The organism is Synechococcus sp. W60.1 (assembly GCF_047461575.1).
Taxonomy (GTDB): domain Bacteria; phylum Cyanobacteriota; class Cyanobacteriia; order Thermostichales; family Thermostichaceae; genus Thermostichus.
The window spans coordinates 242,329-260,098 of sequence record NZ_JANSHL010000001.1 but is presented as its reverse complement, the minus strand read 5'-3'; the positions used below and the strand labels follow the sequence as shown (position 1 = coordinate 260,098).

At 59.0% G+C, this 17,770-nt stretch carries 16 protein-coding genes and 1 pseudogene; 12 read left to right on the top strand and 5 right to left on the bottom strand.

All coding sequences use genetic code 11. From position 1 onward, the window contains the following. Positions 1-247 precede the first annotated feature (247 nt). Entirely contained in the window at positions 248-388 is a 141-nt protein-coding gene (locus NW805_RS01175) for a hypothetical protein (protein ID WP_414384465.1), read from the bottom strand. Between the two features lie 332 nt (positions 389-720). Here NW805_RS01175 and NW805_RS01170 point away from each other — a divergent pair, with 332 nt between their 5' ends. From NW805_RS01170 to NW805_RS01155, 4 genes and pseudogenes are all read left to right on the top strand, one after another. Then, positions 721-2,163: a gamma-aminobutyraldehyde dehydrogenase gene (locus NW805_RS01170; RefSeq protein ID WP_414412980.1), complete on the top strand. Its 1,443-nt coding sequence runs from the start codon at positions 721-723 to the stop codon at positions 2,161-2,163. A 279-nt stretch (positions 2,164-2,442) separates the two neighbouring features. Continuing rightward, positions 2,443-4,457: pseudogene (gene bchD, locus NW805_RS01165) on the top strand (magnesium chelatase ATPase subunit D). Between the two features lie 125 nt (positions 4,458-4,582). Beyond that, a complete protein-coding gene (locus NW805_RS01160) occupies positions 4,583-5,311 on the top strand; it encodes a DUF2993 domain-containing protein (protein WP_011432355.1) in 729 nt (242 codons plus the stop codon). A 567-nt stretch (positions 5,312-5,878) separates the two neighbouring features. Continuing rightward, entirely contained in the window at positions 5,879-6,940 is a 1,062-nt protein-coding gene (locus NW805_RS01155) for a sensor histidine kinase (RefSeq protein WP_414421382.1), read from the top strand. 400 nt (positions 6,941-7,340) lie between these two features. On the opposite strand, the gene NW805_RS01150 is transcribed toward NW805_RS01155, so the two are convergent. Then, a protein-coding gene (locus NW805_RS01150; RefSeq protein ID WP_414421273.1) for an IS5-like element ISSoc13 family transposase occupies positions 7,341-8,083 on the bottom strand; the annotation gives its coding sequence in 2 pieces (ribosomal slippage) (positions 7,341-7,765 and positions 7,765-8,083; 744 coding nt in all). Between the two features lie 585 nt (positions 8,084-8,668). On the opposite strand from NW805_RS01150, the gene NW805_RS01145 reads away from it, so the two are divergent. The 3 genes from NW805_RS01145 to gatB all read left to right on the top strand — a co-directional run bounded on the left by NW805_RS01145 (position 8,669) and on the right by gatB (position 10,755). Then, complete coding sequence (locus tag NW805_RS01145; RefSeq protein ID WP_414421381.1) at positions 8,669-8,851, top strand: hypothetical protein; 183 nt, start codon at positions 8,669-8,671, stop codon at positions 8,849-8,851. After that, positions 8,848-9,132 (top strand): acylphosphatase, encoded by a 285-nt coding sequence (locus NW805_RS01140; RefSeq protein WP_414351467.1) that lies wholly within the window; start codon positions 8,848-8,850, stop codon positions 9,130-9,132. Before NW805_RS01145 ends, NW805_RS01140 begins: the two co-directional genes overlap by 4 nt. Before the next feature lie 150 nt (positions 9,133-9,282). Continuing rightward, positions 9,283-10,755 (top strand): Asp-tRNA(Asn)/Glu-tRNA(Gln) amidotransferase subunit GatB, encoded by a 1,473-nt coding sequence (gatB, locus tag NW805_RS01135; protein WP_414421380.1) that lies wholly within the window; start codon positions 9,283-9,285, stop codon positions 10,753-10,755. On the opposite strand, the gene NW805_RS01130 is transcribed toward gatB, so the two are convergent. After that, positions 10,752-11,345 carry a Maf family protein gene (locus tag NW805_RS01130; RefSeq protein WP_414421379.1) on the bottom strand — a complete coding sequence of 198 codons (594 nt, stop codon included), beginning with the start codon at positions 11,343-11,345 and terminating at the stop codon, positions 10,752-10,754. The two genes, gatB and NW805_RS01130, sit on opposite strands and share 4 nt — an antisense overlap. Positions 11,346-11,493: 148 nt before the next feature. Here NW805_RS01130 and NW805_RS01125 point away from each other — a divergent pair, with 148 nt between their 5' ends. From NW805_RS01125 to NW805_RS01110, 4 genes are all read left to right on the top strand, one after another. Continuing rightward, the gene (locus tag NW805_RS01125) at positions 11,494-12,309 is read left to right on the top strand and encodes an ion transporter (RefSeq protein ID WP_414421378.1); all 816 of its coding nucleotides are present in this window, start codon (positions 11,494-11,496) and stop codon (positions 12,307-12,309) included. Between the two features lie 62 nt (positions 12,310-12,371). Beyond that, a complete protein-coding gene (locus tag NW805_RS01120; protein ID WP_414421377.1) occupies positions 12,372-12,878 on the top strand; it encodes a hypothetical protein in 507 nt (168 codons plus the stop codon). A 75-nt stretch (positions 12,879-12,953) separates the two neighbouring features. Next, positions 12,954-13,367: a PH domain-containing protein gene (locus tag NW805_RS01115; RefSeq protein ID WP_414407948.1), complete on the top strand. Its 414-nt coding sequence runs from the start codon at positions 12,954-12,956 to the stop codon at positions 13,365-13,367. Between the two features lie 29 nt (positions 13,368-13,396). After that, the gene (locus tag NW805_RS01110; RefSeq protein WP_414421376.1) at positions 13,397-14,605 is read left to right on the top strand and encodes a glycosyltransferase; all 1,209 of its coding nucleotides are present in this window, start codon (positions 13,397-13,399) and stop codon (positions 14,603-14,605) included. Here NW805_RS01110 and NW805_RS01105 read toward each other — a convergent pair. Further along, complete coding sequence (locus NW805_RS01105; RefSeq protein ID WP_414421375.1) at positions 14,599-16,230, bottom strand: hypothetical protein; 1,632 nt, start codon at positions 16,228-16,230, stop codon at positions 14,599-14,601. The genes NW805_RS01110 and NW805_RS01105 overlap by 7 nt on opposite strands. 156 nt (positions 16,231-16,386) lie before the next feature. Here NW805_RS01105 and NW805_RS01100 point away from each other — a divergent pair, with 156 nt between their 5' ends. Beyond that, positions 16,387-16,815: a hypothetical protein gene (locus tag NW805_RS01100; RefSeq protein ID WP_414421374.1), complete on the top strand. Its 429-nt coding sequence runs from the start codon at positions 16,387-16,389 to the stop codon at positions 16,813-16,815. A 137-nt stretch (positions 16,816-16,952) separates the two neighbouring features. Here the strand turns inward: NW805_RS01100 and panB are convergent, their stop codons facing one another. Further along, positions 16,953-17,738, bottom strand: coding sequence for a 3-methyl-2-oxobutanoate hydroxymethyltransferase (gene panB / locus NW805_RS01095; RefSeq protein ID WP_414421373.1), 786 nt, complete (start codon positions 17,736-17,738; stop codon positions 16,953-16,955). Positions 17,739-17,770 lie beyond the last annotated feature (32 nt).

The following is a 17,770-nucleotide window of genomic DNA, read 5'->3' as shown; positions in this document are numbered from 1 at the left end:
CACCCTTCCCGTCAGCAGGACGGAGTCCTTACCTCGCGGTCGGGCATTCCTGCCCCACGCCACTTGTCTGGGTCTACAACCCCCGACAAAACGACTGGACAAGTGGCTTCCCTTCCCCAGCCTTCCTAGCTACTGCCAGCTTGCAAAACAAGTCTAATCCACAGGGAACGGTGCATCGGCAGGCAGGATGGACTCCTGCACCCAGGAACCCCTGTCCACCGGCCAAGAGCAAGATGCTATCCACTCCTTAGGTTTCCCGCAAAGTGTAGTTGTATACGCGCCGGCCAATCTCCAGCCACGCTAACAGCAAGGCCTCCGTCCCGCTACCGCGAGCGGCTTGTTGGGAGGCATCTGGATCAATCCGGTACTTGTAGGTTACCGCCAGCATAAGTAGGTTTTACTACAGATTTCGCTCAACAGATTTCGCTCAGAGGTATGGCGGGGATCCCTGTATCCCGGTGCTCACCCTGCGGGTAGAGTGCAGGACTGATTGCCCCTGCACCTCCGTTAGTTAGCAGATGCGGGATCCTCACCAGTGCGCCGTTGGCCACAGTCTACGGCCCGCTTTGCGAATAGCCGTTTGGGCCATCCCAATCCCAAAGGATCCCATCTCTGCACCCCAAAGTTGCCAAAGTTGAATGAAGCTTATGATTCAAGCCGAGCCAAAAAGATTCGGCACAATGGGGAGAGCCATTTCACCAAGCTGTTGAGGACATCGCTATGGCCTACAAACTCTGGATCGACGGCCAATGGGTCGATAGCCAAGGGGGGGGCCTGATGACCATCGAGAACCCGGCCACCGGCGAAAAACTGGCAGAGGTGGTGGATGCCAGCCCTGCCGATGTGGATCGGGCGGTGCAGGCCGCCCAAACAGCCTTCTACGATGGCCGTTGGTCGAAACTCACCCCCGGCGAGCGCTCCCTGGCCCTCTGGAAATTGGCGGATCTAATCGAAGCTCGCGCCGCCGAATTGGCTCGCTTGGAATCGGAAAACACTGGCAAGCCCTACGAGTTCCTCAGCTTGGGGGGAGATCTGCCATTTGCGGTGGATAATCTGCGTTTCTTCGCCGCCGCCGCCCGCGACATCCATGGCTTTAGTGCTGGGGAATACGCCAAGGGCTACACCTCCCTCTTTCGCAAAGAGCCAGTGGGGGTGTGCGCGCAAATTACCCCTTGGAACTATCCGCTGATGATGGCTGTCTGGAAAATCGGCCCCGCCCTGGCCGCCGGCTGTACGGTGGTGCTCAAGCCCGCTCCTGCCACCCCCCTGACCACCCTGATGCTGGGGGAACTGATCGCCGAGGCTGGGATCCCGCCCGGGGTAGTCAATATCGTTACCGGAGGCAATGCCACCGGCCAAGCCCTGGTTGAGCACCCCCAGGTGCGCATGGTCAGCCTTACCGGCTCTACCGCCACCGGCAAGCAGGTGATGCGGACAGCGGCAGATACCCTGAAGCGGGTGCATTTGGAACTGGGGGGCAAAGCGCCGTTTATCGTCTTCGAGGATGCGGACGTAGAGACCGTTGCTGCCAAGGCCACATTTGCTGCCACCGTCAATACCGGCCAAGACTGTACGGCAGCCACCCGCGTCTATGTGCACGAGAGCAAGCTGGCGCAGGCGCAAGAGGCCATTGTAGAAGCCATGCGCAAAGTAACGGTGGGATCCCCTTTCGAGGCGGGAGTGGAGATGGGGCCTTTGGTCTCAGCAGCCCAGCGGGAGCGGGTGATGGGATTTGTGGAGCGGGCCAAAGCAGAGGGAGCCAAGGTGCTGACCGGCGGTCGGATCCCTTCCCAGCTTGCCCAGGGCTACTACTATGAACCCACGGTGATTGCCAATGTCGATCAAAAAGCGGAGATCGTACAGAGTGAGGTTTTTGGGCCGGTTCTCACGCTCGGCTCGTTTCGCGAAGAAGCGGAAGCGCTACGCTTGGGCAATGACGTCCTATACGGGCTGGCGGCTTCTGTGTGGACTCAAGACATCGGACGAGCGATGAGGTTGGCCGCCGATCTGGAGTTCGGCACCGTCTGGATCAACGACCATATTCCCATTGCCTCTGAGGCCCCCCATGGCGGCTTTAAGCAATCGGGATTTGGCAAAGATCTCTCGGCAGAAGCGGTGCGCGACTACCAAATCACCAAACACGTGATGATTGCAACCCGCTGAAGTGATGCCCATTTTGAACAGAAGATGACCACCAAACAGCGGCGGCTCACCAGGGGTATTCCCAGTCGCCGTAGGCCATTGGTGGCCTTGATTCCGACCTACCCCTTCCCCTTGGGAGAGGGCTTGGGGAACTGTCTGGAGCCGGTTTGGAACCTCCCCAGAAAATCTCAGTTGCAAAGGCGGTGCGGAGCACTCAAGCGATAGACTGGGGTGTACAGCTCCCGCTCCGCTGCGAATCTGCTCGATTGAACCGTTGCTCGCCAAGCCTACCCGCCAACCATGGGATCCGCAACTCTATCCGCTCCTTGTACCTTTCCCCTCACCGCTGTGGTGGGGCAACAGGCGGCCAAGCTGGCTCTGCTGCTGGCAGCAGTGGATCCCAGCCTAAGGGGTGTGGTGCTGGTGGGGCCTCGCGGCACCGCTAAGTCGGTTTTGGCCAGAGGGATCCACGCCTTGCTACCGCCCATCGAGGTGATTGCGGGATCCTATTGCAACGACGATCCAGCGCAGCCGGATACCTGGTCCGACTGGGCCAAGGCTCGCTACCCAGCCGGAGAGGTGCCGCCCACCCAAGTGATATCGCCCCCCTTTGTCCAGGTTCCCCTGGGCGTCACCGAAGATCGGCTGCTGGGATCCGTCGATGTGGAGGCCTCCATCAGGCAGGGGGAAACGGTCTTCCAGCCAGGGATCTTGGCTGCCGCCCACCGGGGCGTGCTCTATGTGGATGACATCAACCTCTTGGACGACGCCATCGTCAACTTGTTGCTGACGGTGGTGGGGGATGGGGTCAACCGCCTGGAACGGGAGGGGCTGAGTCTGCAACACCCCTGCCGGCCTCTCTTGGTGGCCACCTACAACCCCGAAGAGGGATCCCTGCGCCCCCACCTGCTGGATCGCCTGGCACTGGTGGTGCCGGTGGGGCAGGAGCTGAGCCTAGAAGAGCGAGGGGAAATTGTCCAACGGGCAACGCAATTTGTCGATGCTCCCGAGCCCTTCCTGGCCGAGCACCAGGCGGAACTGGAGGAAATCCGCACCCGCATCCTCCTGGCGCGGGAGTGGCTGCCCCAGGTCAAGCCGCAGCGGGAACAGCTCCTCTACCTGGTGCAGGAGGCCATCCGCGGCAACGTCCAAGGGCACCGGGGAGAACAATTTGCCCTGCGAGCCGCCTGTGCCCTGGCGGCGCTGGAGGGGCGGGATCGCCTCCTGGCCGAGGATCTGCAGCAGGCCGTGCAGCTGGTGCTGCTGCCCCGCGCCCGTTACCCCGACCAGCCCCGCCTCCCCCCCCACCCCAATCCCAACAGCCCGATCCTTCCCCAAGCAATTCCGACGACACCGGCGAGGACCAGGAGGAGACGGATCCCCAGCCGGAAAGCCTCAGCCTGCCGCAGGAGTTTTTTTTCGATCCTGAGCAGGTGGCCCTGGACCCGCGCCTGCTGGCCTTTGCCCAGTCCCTCAACCAGCAGGGAAAAACGGGATCCCGCAGCCTGGTGTTCAGCGCCGACCGGGGCCGTTACATCAAGCCCATCCTGCCCCAGGGATCCAACCCCCGCGTTGCCGTCGATGCCACCTTGCGAGCTGCTGCCCCCTATCAGAAAAGCCGCCGCCAGCGGCAACCGGGACGTAGCGTGATTGTGGAGCCGAGCGATATCCGCGCCAAAAAGCTGGTTCGCAAGGCCGGAGCCCTGGTGATCTTTGTGGTGGACGCCTCCGGCTCCATGGCCCTCAACCGCATGCAAGCGGCCAAAGGTGCCGCCCTGCGCCTGCTCACCGAGGCTTACCAAAACCGTGACAAGGTGGCCCTCATCGCCTTTCGTGGGGAAACTGCCGAAGTGTTGCTCCCCCCCACCCGCTCCATCGAGCTGGCCCGCCGCCGTCTGGAATCCCTGCCCTGTGGCGGGGGATCCCCTCTCGCCCATGCCCTCACCCAAGCCGTGCGCATGGGAGTCAATGCCCGCACCGCTGGCGATGTAGGTCAGGTGATGCTGGTGGCCCTCACCGATGGCCGGGCCAACATTCCCCTCAGCCGCTCCTTGGGACGGAGCGACAGCAAAAGCCAGTTGGGAGCGGATCCCATCGACCTGAAGCAGGAGCTGCGGGAGATTGCCCTGCGCATCCGCGCCCTGGGGTTGAAGCTGCTCTTGATCGACTCCCAAAGCCGCTTTGTAACCACCGGCTTCAGCGCCGAGCTGGCGGAATTGGCGGGCGGACGGTACTTTCATCTGCCCCGCGCCACCGACCAGGGGATCGCAGCCGTGGCCCGCTCGGCTATGCAGGAAGGACGCACCTACTCCTGAGAGAACAGCCTCTCCGTCGGCGGAGGTTGTAACTTTTCTTAATGGTTGGTTATGATCCCTGTAGGCGCTCTTTACCTTTTCCCATGGCTACAGGACTCCTGCCCCAACTTTCCCTGCAGAATCCCATGGCTGTCGATTGGGTTAGCCGAGGGGTAGGCGCAGCCATTCGTGCCCTCTTTAAGCATGCAGAGCGGCTGGAGGCGCGCGTGCGAGTGGAGCCTGTTGCCAAATTGTTGCAGGGTCGTATCGACAGCTTTGAACTGTTGGGCCAGCATCTGCAGATGTACAACGGCCTGAGGCTTTCGGCTCTGGAGCTATTCTGCAATGCGGTGGCCATCGATTTCAGCCAAATTTGGCAGGGGAAGATCAAGCTGCGCCAGCCAGTACAGGCCACAATGCGCGTGGTGCTGAGCGAAGACGATCTGGCGCAATCGTTTAACACACCTTTTGTGCTGAATAGGCTGGCCTTAGGAAAGCAGGATGATAGCCCCCTATCCTTCCATCACGTCCATATCAGCATCACCCCGGCGCGACGACTGCAATTCCAGGCAAATGTACAGCAGGGAGAAGCCAGGGCTTTCTGCGTCGGTTTTTCCGCCCAGGTTGAGGTGCTGGAGCGGCGTCGCATCCGCTTTACAGATCCAGTGTTTGAAAGCGGTACAGAAGAGGAGCTAGCCTTGAGCCAAGCTTTGGTACGCTGCCTGAATGAGCTTCTGGATTTGGATCGGCTCGCCTTGCGAGGCACTGAGCTGCGGGTAGACCGGGTGAACTTGCAGCCCCAGCAGATGATCCTGTACGGCAGTGCCACCCTAGCGCAATTTCCCACACGCCAACCCCAATGGGAAAGTGCTTGACAGCCTTTGGAAGGGCGGCTACGCTCAATAGTGGTGAGGAGTGAAGAGAAGAAGCCTCTGGGGTCGAAACACGGACAGACGCCCAGGGGTTTTTTCATGTCCTAGGAGCTTAAGTGCTCCGCATTATAGTCATCTTGAATAGGAATAAAACATTTTCGTTCATTGCTCTCTAACTCCCCTCTCCCAAAAAGAGAGGGGCTTGGGGTGGTCGCGGAAGCGGCGCAGAGCGCTTGGGGAGTGTCTCAATCTAGTTTGAAATGGCTATAAGATGGCCATAATTGCTCGACGTTGGTCATGCCCGGGGATCAAGCTGCCTTTGCTGTGATGTCCGCAGCTTTGCCAACCGGAATACGGCGCGGCTTCTCTAGCTCTAAAGAGTGGGGCAGTTGGGTATCCTAAAAGCTGGGGCTACAGCATCCCCCCTGTTCAGAAGGATGAAGTGGCTCAAAACACAAGGGTCGTTCTGGGATCAAAGAACTCTTCAGCCTTGACCGTGAGGGGATGTTCATTCTTCCGTACCATTGGTTCATTATTTAAGCAGGTCTTGTCAAAGCGAGCGCACCGAGTTTGAAACAGCAACCACTCCGCGTACTTGAGTTTTGGCGCCGCCGCTTTCCCCACAGCTTGCGCACCCAGGTGGCATTGGTCATTGCCAGCCTTTCGTTCGTCCCCAACTTGGTTTTCATCCTGTCGGTGCAGTGGATCTGGCCCGACACGCAGTTCAGCACTGAAGGGATCCTCCTGCTGCTGCTGTGGATCCCGTTGCTGGCGGTGCTGTCGGCGGTGGTGGGCTATGCTCTGTCCTCCATGATTTTGCGCCCCCTCACCCTGCTGGCCCGCGAGTTGGCTCATTTGGAAACCTTGATTAACCAGCCCGCCCGTTGGAATCTGCTGCTCCGCCCCGGGGATCCCCAGGAAGCCCTGATCTTGCGGCAGGCTTTTGCCCAGTTGCTGCGCCAGATCCAGATCGATCAAATGCGGCGAGAAGCCTTTACCGCTACCCTCGTTCACGACCTCAAAACCCCCCTCATCGCCTTTGGGCACCTGCTGAGCGCCTTTAAACAGGATCAACAGCTCGAGCCGGAGCAACGTCGCGCTCTGCTGGATCGCATCCTGCAGGAAAATCAACACAATCTCTCTCTGGTGCAGAAAATGGTGGAGGCTCACCGCCTGGAGCGGGGAGAGATCGAGTTGCATCCTCGGCCTTGTGATCTGGGATCCCTGGCCAGAAAGGTGGCCGAGCTCATGGGATCCCTGGCCCAGGAGCGGGGAATCGATCTGCGAGTCGAAGGAGAAGGGTGGGGCAACGCCGATGAGGCAGAGCTGGAGCGGGCGCTGGTGAATCTGGTGGACAACGCCTTGCGCTACGCACGCCATGCGGTGGTGTTAATCGTCAGCCCCCACCAGATCCAGGTGCAGGATGATGGCCCCGGCTTGCCGGCTCCCCTAGAAGAGTTGGCCCAACCCTACGTGACCCAGCCCATTCACATTGCCGGCCACCACTACCCAACCGGCTCAGGAGGTCTGGGGCTATATATCGCCAGGCGCATCCTGCAGGCCCACGGGGGGGACTTGCGGTTGGTCGAGACGGGATCCCAAGGGACTGCTCTAGCCCTGGTGTTGCGCTAACCCAATAGATTGGTGCTGAACAAGACTGGTGTAGTCATTATTAAGTGACATACTCCCGCACTCATGTTGATGTAAAGCGCTCCGCGCCGCTAAAGCGAGAGAGTGCGGGCTTCCTAGTGACTCCGGTTAGCGCTCCGCGCCGCTAGCGCGAAAAGGACATTTCCTGGGCTTAAGGACTACGTCCCGCTAACGCGAAAAGGACGGGATGCCCCGCCCCTGTACTTGATGTCTATAGCGGCAGTGTATAAAACCCACTACTTTTTATGGCACCAGTAAGGACAAAACATCATGTCCCCGCCTTTCATCCCGACCCTCACCCTGGATAGTGAATAGTGGATAGTGGTTAGTGGATAGTGACTATTCACTATTCACTAGCCACTAACTAGGTTGTGTTGATCTTTCATTTGAGCCAAAAGAGAGCACTGACGAGATAGAGAAAACTCAAGAAGTTCCTGGCCAATTTGTCAAAACGAGAACATAGATGCCGGTACTGCTTTAACTTATGAAAAAAGCATTCGATTAAATGCCTCTCTTTATACAGATGCTTGTCATAATGCCGCTGCGTCTTTCTATTCCTTTTAGGCGGAATAACCGCTTGAGCTTCCCCTATCTTCTTAATCAACTTATCCGCATCATATCCTTTATCCCCAATTACTTTGGTATCCTTTCTCTGCCAGCCCTCTATCAATTCTTCCCCTTGAGTAATATCGCTCTTTTCTCCGCCAGTTATTCTCAATTCCAGCGGATTTCCCAACCCATCTACACTCACATGAATCTTGGTGCTGTATCCGCCTCGGCTTCTCCCCAAAGCTTGCTCCCCTTTTTTCCGGCAGCACAGGAGTGCGCTCGAACCGTGGTTGAATCAATAATGAGATGCTCTAAATCAGGGTCGTCAATAAAATACTTGAACATCCGTTCCCACACTCCAAAACGACTCCACCGGTGGAATCTTTGATAGATGGTGTACCATTTGCCATATCCTTCTGGGAGGTAGCGCCAAGGAGCACCGGAACGGGCTATCCAAAGAACTGCTTCAATAAACTGTTTGCAGTTTGCTTCTTTCCCAATGTTAACTCTCTCTTCTGTCTGTAAAAAAGCCAATATCTTCTGCCATTTGTTTTCATCTAAAAAAACCAACTTCATCCTCTTTCCTCTATAAATTACTCTCTCTATCCTAACATAAGATCAACACGACCTAATAGAGGGCGGGGCTTCCCGGCGGTGTAGCTAGCGGTAACTAACGGGGGTGCAGGGGCAATCAGTCCTGCACTCTACCCGCAGGGTAAGCACCGGGATACAGGGATCCCCGCCATACCTCTGAGCGAAATCTGTTGAGCGAAATCTGTAGTAAAACCTACTTATGCTGGCGGTAACCTACAAGTACCGGATTGATCCAGATGCCTCTTGCTCTTGTCCGGTGGACAGGGGTTCCTGGGTGCAGGAGTCCATCCTGCCTGCCGATGCACCGTTCCCTGTGGATTAGACTTGTTTTGCAAGCTGGCAGTAGCCAGGGAGGCTGGGGAAGGGGAACCACCTGTCCAGTCGTTTTGTCGGGGGTTGTAGACCCAGACAAGTGGCGTGGGGCAGGAATGCCCAGCCGCGAGGTAAGGACTCCGTCCTGCTGACGGGAAGGGTGGCCCGCGCTCTATCCACAGGACGAGCGCCGGGAGGATGTCACGGTGCATGAAGGGTGGGATCCTCTGCACAAGCGTTCGTGAGGTTGGGTTCATGTCTTCCGTGCTGTGGCAAGCGATTGGGTATGCCTGTGGGATCTCGCTGGGGCTCCTAGGCTTGGTTGCCCTGGTCAACGTTCTTGTGGGGTGGCTGGATCGGCAGACCTCAGAGACTCCAGAGAAGCCGACCGAGTCGCCAGAACCCTGCAGCACAACGGAGGGATCCCCGTCGGCATGAGTGACAGGGTTCGCGTTCACGTCTGGGTACGGGGGCGGGTTCAGGGGGTGGGGTTTCGCGCCCACACCGAAGCCATGGCCCGCAATGCCGGTGTTGGCGGCTGGGTGCGCAACTTGCGGGATGGTCGTGTAGAGGCTGTTTTTGAAGGATCCCCTGCCGCAGTGGAGGCGATGCTGCGCTGGTGCCAACAGGGCAGCCCCGGTTCGGTTGTGGAGGCCATTGAGCAACGTTCCGAGCCGCCGGAAGGTCTACCCACTTTTGAGATTCGCCCTACCGTTTGAGTGAAGTTTCGCTGTTCTGAGGATCTGCTTCAAGCTGGGCTGCTCCGGCCTCGTCCTGGGTTCTGGGCTGCCGTCCCCAGAAACTGTCTGTGAGCTGGGATCCCTGCAAGGTCACACTAGAATGGTTACACCGCCAGTTTTTCCTATCCCATGACTGTTGCTGCCCCCGCCAAAGTGCAATACGAAGCTGTGATTGGGCTGGAAGTTCACTGCCAGCTCAGCACTCGCTCCAAGATCTTCTCCAGCAGCGCGACGGCATTTGGCGCTCCCCCCAACACGAATATCGACCCGATTTGTATGGGCTTGCCCGGCACCCTGCCGGTGTTGAACGAAAAGGTGCTGGAGTACGCGGTCAAAGCGGGTTTGGCCTTGAATTGCACCATTGCCCCCTACAGCAAGTTCGACCGCAAGCAGTACTTTTACCCCGACTTGCCCAAAAACTACCAAATCTCCCAATACGACCTGCCGATTGCTACCCACGGCTGGATTGAGATCCAGCTCAGCGACGGTCGTACCAAGCGCATCGGCATCACCCGTCTGCACATGGAAGAAGATGCGGGCAAGCTGGTCCACGCTGGCAGCGACCGCCTATCGGGATCCAGCTACTCTTTGGTGGATTTCAACCGGGCGGGGGTTCCCCTCATCGAGATCGTCAGCGAGCCGGACATCCGCAGCGGGGAAGAGGCAGCCGAGTATGTGCAAGAGCTGCGCCGCATCCTGCGCTATGCCGGGCTGTGCGATGGCAACCTGCAGGAGGGATCCCTGCGCTGTGATGTGAACATCTCGGTGCGTCCGCTGGGGTGCGAGACCTTTGGCACGAAGGTGGAAATTAAAAACATGAACTCCTTCAACGCCATCCAACGGGCCATCGAGTACGAGTTCAACCGCCAAGTCAAGGCTGTGGAGGCAGGCGAGCGGATCGTGCAAGAGACCCGCCTTTGGGAAGAAAACAGCCAGCGCACCATCAGCATGCGCAAGAAAGAGGGATCCAGCGACTATCGGTATTTCCCGGAGCCGGATCTGCCGCCGATTCGCGTTACCGAAGAGCAAAAGGCCCGCTGGAGGGCAGAGCTGCCGGAATTGCCCGGTGTGAAGCGGCGACGTTACCAGGAGGTGTACGGTCTCTCGGTGTACGATGCCCGCTACCTCAGCGACGAGCGCAATACTGCCGAGTACTTTGAAGCCGTGATCGCCGCCGGTGCCGACCCGAAAGCAGCCGCCAACTGGATGATGAGCGACATCGCCAGCTACCTCAACACCCACAAGCTGGACTATCCCGACATTGCCCTGAAGCCGGAAACCCTGGCCGAGCTGATTGGCCTCATCGAGCAGGGCACCATCTCCAGCAAAATCGCCAAGGAGATCCTGCCGGAACTGCTGGAAAAAGGCGGGTCGGCCCGCGCCCTGGTGGAAGCTAAGGGCATGACCCAAATCTCGGATAGCGCTCTGCTGGGGCAGATGATCGCCGAGGTGCTGGCAGAAAACCCCGAGCAACTGCAGCAGTATCGGGGGGGCAAAACCAAGCTCTTCGGCTACTTTGTCGGGCAATTGATGAAAAAAACTCAGGGACGGGCAGATCCAAAGCTGGCCAACGACCTGCTCAAGCAACACCTCGACGGCTAGCTCCAAGCATCGGTGAGGGAATAGCCCAACTCCTGGATCATGCGCCGCAGCAGGGGCAAGCTCAGCCCGATAACATTGCCGGGGCACCCCTCGATCCGCTCCACAAACAGGCTGCCGCGGCCATCGATGGCAAAACAGCCAGCACAATTGAGCGGCTCACCGGTGGCCACATAGGCGCGGATTTCCTCGTCGCTGGGCTTGGCAAAAAACACCCGCGTCACCGCATAGTGGGTGAGGCGGCGGTTCTGCTTCGTGTCAATCAAGGCATGGCCTGTGTAGAGCTCTCCCACTTCGCCCCGCATTTGCCGCAGGCGCCGTTCCGCCTCCAGAGCATTGGCCGGCTTGCCCAGGATCTCGCCATCTAGGTAGAGCACGGAGTCGGCCCCCACGACCAAGACGGGCTCCCGTTGCTGGGCCGCCACCACTTCTGCTTTTGCCGAGGCCAGCTTCTGCACCAGCTCCACCGGATTAGAGCTCTGGATTTGGCTTTCGTCGAAGTAGCTGGGTTGAACGCGAAAAGGGATCCCGGCAGCCTTTAACAATTGGCGGCGGGCAAGGGATTGCGAGGCCAGTACGATAGGAGGCAACATCGACTCAACACCTAATTAACACCCAAAGCCTGGACGTTTGCTTAGGGGAAGTTCGCTCTGTGAGCTAGTTTCCATTAGCTTAGTTAGTATGCGCCTGATGGGCGTTGAAAGGAAACTCTCTCGATATCTTCCCAGCTGGATCCCGTTTGTGACCACTCTCCCCACCCAAGCTGATCTCGATCTTGCCCGTTCCGGGATCCTTCAGCGCTATTGGGGGGATCAAGACACCCCGGAAAGCCGCTGGGTGAATTTGTTGGTGGCGGTGTTGGTTTTCTGTTCATCCACCTTCTTTGTGGTGGAAACCTATCCCATTCCCCCTGAGGTACGTCTTTGGCTGGAGCGGGTGGATCGCCTCATTCTCGGCTTGTTTGTGGTGGAATATCTGCTCCGACTGGCAGCGGCCCCGCAGAAGTTGCGCTATGTCGTGAGCTTGTATTCGCTCATCGATTTGCTCGCCATTTTGCCTTTTTTTGCCGGGCTAACCGATATTCGCTTCATTCGCATCTTCCGTTGGTTTCGCATTTTGCGGCTGCTGCGCCTGGTAGAGGGCAAAACCCTGTTTGGGCAAGTGATCTCCGCCGATAGCCGCATTTTGCTGCGCATTTTCTTCACTCTCTTTGCCATTGTTTTCGTCTACTCTGGGCTGATCTATCAGGTAGAACATCCAGTGAATCCTGGTGTTTTTGCCACCTTTTTGGATGCTTTCTACTTTTCCGTCGTTACCATGACCACGGTGGGGTTTGGGGATCTCACCCCCAGTTCTGAGCTGGGTCGGTTGCTGACGGTGCTGATGATCCTGACGGGGATCGCTCTAATTCCCTGGCAAGTGGGGGAGCTGATCAAACAATTGGTGAAAAGCGGCAACTCGGTGCAATGGGCCTGCCCAGGGTGCGGTTTGTCCCAACACGATGGGGATGCCCAATTCTGCAAGCGCTGCGGCACACTGCTCTATCCAAGGGATTGAGGCTGTTGGCCAATTTGGGGCAAAGACAGGATAGGCTAGGACGGGTTGCAGGAGGATCTGCGATGTTGGCCTACCCCGAGCTAACCATCCCCGGCAAGCTGAACGTGAAGGCGGGCGTGGCGATGCTGGTTGCCGCCATTGTCCTCGGCTGGATCCTCAGCCAAGTTCAGCCGTTGCCGCTCGCCCCCCAGGAGGCTTCGGGGATCCCTGCCGAGCCCCTCCTCTGGCAGGAGGTGCCCAAACAAAAGTACGCCTGGCACATTTGCTACGCCTTTTTGGGCAACATGGGGTTGATCAACATCGGCGGCGGACTGGCCCTGGTGGTGCTGGGATCCCGCTTTACGGCTGGGCAAATGCTCTCGCAAATTCTCCTGTTGGGGGGAATGCTGCACCCGGCTTCTTGGGCTTTGGTGGCCCTGACGGGGCTGGAAGGGTGGGGCTGGCTGGGTAATGCCGGAGCTGCAGCGGTGGCGGTGGTGGTGATGGTGTTGTTTGTTTACCTGGTCTTGGCCACCTGCCGTTCCCTACAAGCCGTCCGAAGGCTGACCCAATCCCGAACCTGCCGTTAGCCCCAGTTGGGGAAAGCTGAGAAATCGTTTAAGATCGTTAACGGCAACACTCTAAACAACCGGACGGTGCTCTGCATGGCGGTGCAAGAGGAGGTTTTTTTTGAGGGCGGCCCCCACAGTGGCGATTTGGTGTTGAACTCCTTCATTGGGGCTACACTTGTCGGCTTGCCTCTGTTTGTGGGGGCACTGGTGCGTAAGCTGTGGGTACACTATCGGATTACCAATCGTCGCATCACCGTGATCGGGGGGTGGGGCGGCAAGGAGCGCTCAGATGTAATCTACAGCGAGATCGCCAAGGTGGTCATGGTGCCCCGTGGCTTGGGCGTGTGGGGAGACATGGTGCTCACCCTCAAGGATGGCAGTCGCCTGGAGATGCGGGCCCTGCCTCGCTTCCGCGAGATCTACAACTACATCAATGAGCGGATCGACGAGAAGGCCAAGCAGGTGAGCGGCCCAATTGGCAAAAAACGCCGCTCTGCCCAGTCCTGACCGTGCCTGAGCCTTGGGGATCCCTTCCTGTGGCTGTCCCCACTCTTCCCAGCCGGGATCCCGCTTGGCCTGAGCGCCTGGCCCTGGTGCACGAGTACCTGATCTGGCCGGGGGGATCGGAAAAGGTTCTGCAGGAGCTGGTGGCTTTTGCCCCACAGGCCCCCCTTTACGTCAGTCTCTTCTCCGCTCACACCCTGCCGCCGAGCTGGCAGGAGCTGACAATTCACACCTCCTTTTTGCAAGGCTGGGCCAAGTGGCTGGGGGTGTTGCGCCCTGACTACCACGCCCGCCTCAAGTATCTGCTGCCCTGGATGCCGTTGGCCTACGAGAGCTTCGACTTTTCGGGGTATGACTGTGTGATCTCCAGCAGCCACGCCTTTGCCAAAGGGATCCTGACGGGAGCCTCTACCCTGCACCTGAGCTATATCCACAGCCCCACCCGTTACCTGTGGGAGAACCGGGAGCTGTATCTGCAGCGAGAAGGGTTGGGGGGAATCGGGCCCATTCGCACAATTAGCCAATGGCTGCTGCACCGCCTGCGCCAGTGGGATTTTCTGGCAGCTCAACGTCCAGATCTGTTGATCGCCAACTCCCAGCACATTTGCCGCCGCATTGCCAAGCTCTATCGCCGCGAGGCTGTGGTCATTTATCCGCCCGTTCCGCTGCAGGGGTTGGAGCCGGTGGCGGATCCCAGCGCCGATTACGACCTGGTGGCGGGCCGATTGGTGCCCTACAAACGGGTGGATCTGGCGATTGCCGCCTGTGAACGGCTGGGTCGTCGGCTGCTGGTTGTGGGCGAAGGGCCGGAGCTGGCTCGGCTCAAGCGACTGGCGGGGCCGCAGGTGGAGTTTTTGCCCCATCAGCCCCCCGATCGTTTCCGGGAACTGCTAGCCAATTGCCGGCTGCTGCTGTTCCCCTGGGAGGAGGATTTTGGCCTAGTGGCAGTGGAGGCCCAGGCCTGCGGCCGCCCCGTGGTTGCCCTCAACCGGGGAGGTGCCCAAGAGACGGTCATCCACGGCCAAACCGGCATCCTCATTCCCGAGGCCAGTGTGGAAGCGCTGGTGGAAGGGCTGCGGCAGGCGGATCGACAGGAATGGGATCCGCAGCGGATTCGGGCCCATGCTCTGCAATTTGCCCCAGAGCGGTTTCATGCCCAGCTGGGAGCCCTGTTGCGCTGGGCTTGGCCTCGTTTTCAAGCTGGAGAACGGTTGGATCCCCGAGAATGGAGCGCTCAGTAGGGCCGCCGCTGCACAAAAGTCGGCAACTCAATCCGGTTGCGACTGCCCGTTTCCCCTCCTGCCCGTGAAGCGGCCAAAGCGGAGCGTTTCAGGAGCCTTTCTGTCCGTTGGCGCCAGCCGAGCGGGGCACTTTCTTCCCGCTCGTCCAGGGTGAGCGGCGGGATCCCTGGGGTGGGTGTTCTCCAGGTGGTGGCCGGGGAAGGAGCAGACTCGTCAGCCGCGGCAGGAATCCGTTCCTGGTCGCGCCAGCGGTGCGGAGCACTAGCCGGATGATTCGACCTGGGCTCGACAACCGCTGGCTGAGGGGAAGCGGAGGCCGACTGACGCAGTGTGGCTAGTTGCTCTTCCAGTTCTTGATTGCGCTGCTGCAGCAGGGCCACTTCCTTTTCCTGGGTTTGCGCGTAGGCGTGGGCCTGCACACACTCGGTTTTCAAAGCCATCACCTGCTGCTGCAACTTCTCGATTTGCTTTTGGCTGACCAGATGATGGGCCTCGGCCAGTTCTCGCCCCCGCCGGGCTGCTTCCAGGCTTTCTCGGGTGTCCTGCACCTGCTGCTGAACTTCCTGCCACTGGGCAAGGGTGGGACGCTGGGCCAACTCTTGCATGAGCTGATCCCGCTCGGCTCGCAAAGCACCAAGCTCGCGGGTCAAAGCCTGCACCTGCTCCTCCAGGGCAAGGATTCGCTGCGCCTGTGAGGACTCTGTTTCCCTGAGGTGGGCGGCCTGGGCTGCTTCCGCTTCCAGCTTGGCAATCTGTTGGGCTTGCTCGGCCTGCTGCCGCTGACTCTGCTGCAGCTCTTCCAGCAAGGTGGCCCGCTCGGCCTTGGCAAAAGAGGCCTGTTGGCGCAGATGATCCAGCTCCGCCTGCAAGCGTGCCCATTGCTCTGGGGTAGGACGCTCTTCCAGTTCGCGAATACGTTGCCGGGCGGTGTTCAGGTCAGCTTCCATGTGTGCCTTTTCGGTTTCCAGATGGGTCTTCAAACGCTGCCATTCGGCTTCCGCTTGGCGGTGGGCAGCCTCTAGCTCCGCCCGTAGGGTTTCCAGTTCTTGTGCAGAAGGTCGAGCAGCCAACTCTTGGATTTGCGCTTGCAATTGTGCTTTTTCCTCCTCTAGCTGCTGTACACGGAGCTGCAGTTGGGCTTGCAAAAGCTGCACCTGCGGCAACTTGACGGCGTATTCTCCCAATTGGTTGGCCTGCTGTTTCAGCTCCAGGAGCTCCTGCTGCAGTTGGTAAAATCGGGCCGGATCGACGCGCCGCTGCAATTCCGCCTTGAGGGTTTCAATTTCCGTCTGACTGGTTTGCAACTGCTGCTGCAGAATGTGGTAGTGCTCCAGCGTTGGACGGCGCTCCATTTCCCACAGGAGATTCTGCAGTTCTTCGATGTGCTGTTGCTGAAGCTGAAAAGCCTCTGGGGTAGGGCGCTGGGCCAGCCGCGCTTTCTCCTCTTGACACGCTTGCAAAGCTTGATCCCGCTCTTGAATCTGGGCCTGTGCTTCCAGCAGTTGATGTTCCAGGCGATGGATGCACTCAATCTGCTGCAATGACAGCGCTTCCGATTCGGCGAGGGATCGCTCTAGGTTGCGCACCCGCGCCCGCAAGGCTTTTAGCTCCTCTTCCCCTTCCATATCCAGGCTGCTCGACAGGTTATGGGCCTTACTGTAGCAGATGGTCTGGATGAAAATCCAGCTCGCCACTATCTGTAGTGTAAATTTTTAGCTTTTCCCAGAACCAACACTAACTCTGTTGCCCCCGCCCTCTATACTGAGAAGGTGAGTTTTCAGGTGAACCCTGTGATGAAGCTGGGATCCAAACCTTGGGGATGGGTGCTGGGCCTGCTGGGTGTGGCCTTGGTCGGTTGTGGTGCCGATGCGCTGACGGCCAGTACTCCGCTGCCGCCTTTGATCACCAGCAGCGATATTCCTTCTGTGGTGAATCGGAACGGCTTTTTGGAGCTGGGGGTCTCGGTATCGGTGCCGGGGCGGATCCCGGCGGAGCTGGCGTTTCAGGTGTCGTGGTCAGGGATCGAGGTGCAGACGCTATCGGCAGCCCAGGTGAATTGTGTGTCTGGAGAGGTGTTCTGTACAACCCGCTTCCGCATTCGCCCTCCCCTGAGCTTGGTGCCCGGCTCCTACCTGCTCAGCTTGCGGGTCTTCGACCGGTTGGGTCAAAGTGCTGCGGTGACCGGGATGGTGCTGGTGAGGGATCCCTGAGGTCGCCCTATCCTTGCCCAGCCTTGAGAAAGCGGTGCGGTTCCCGTTCCCATAAGCATTGCGTAGCAGTAGGTAGCAGTATGAGGTGCCGTAGGCATAGCACCTCTGCCCAAGCTTTGAATGGGTAAGGGATCCCTTCAGCGGGGGGGAAATACTTTTTGGCGAACATCGTCGGCGAAAGCTTCCACTGCTTCTCGGATCGCCTGTCTCAAATTGGTATAGGCCTTGGCAAAAGGGGGGAGCCGCTCGCTCAGCCCCAGCAGGTCGTGGGTGACCAAAATCTGCCCATCGCAGGCCGGCCCGGCTCCAATGCCCAGGGTTGGGATCCCCACCTGGGCCGAGATTTGGGCAGCCAATTCCGCCGGCATGTGCTCCAGAACCAGGGCAAATGCCCCTGCTTGTTCCAGGCTGAGGGCCTCTTGCCGCAGACGCTCGGCCTCTGGAGGGTTTTTTCCCTGCTGGCGATAGCCTCCCAGTTGATGTTTGGCCTGCGGAGTGAGGCCGATATGACCCAAAACCGGGATCCCCCGCTGCACCAGAAAGGCCACCGTTTCCACCATGTCGGGGTAGCCCCCCTCCAGCTTGACTCCGTTGACTCCTGCCTCCTTCATCAACCGCCCTGCTGAGAGGAGAGCTTGTTCTTTGTGGACTTGATAAGTCAAGAAGGGCAAGTCGGCCACCAAAAAGGCCCGTTCTACCCCGCGGCGCACCGCCCGGGCGTGATGGAGCATCTGTTCCAGCGTCAGGGGCAGGGTGCTGGTATACCCCAAGTGGGTCATGGCCAAGCTGTCGCCCACCAGGATCAAGTCGATCCCAGCCTGATCCAAAATCTGAGCGGTGGCGTAGTCGGCAGCCGTGAGGGCCACCAAAGGTTGACCCGCCTGTTTGGCCTGGCGAAAGTGGTGAATGGATAGAGCAGCCATATCCCTATGATCTCATCTGGGCGTTCCCGCCA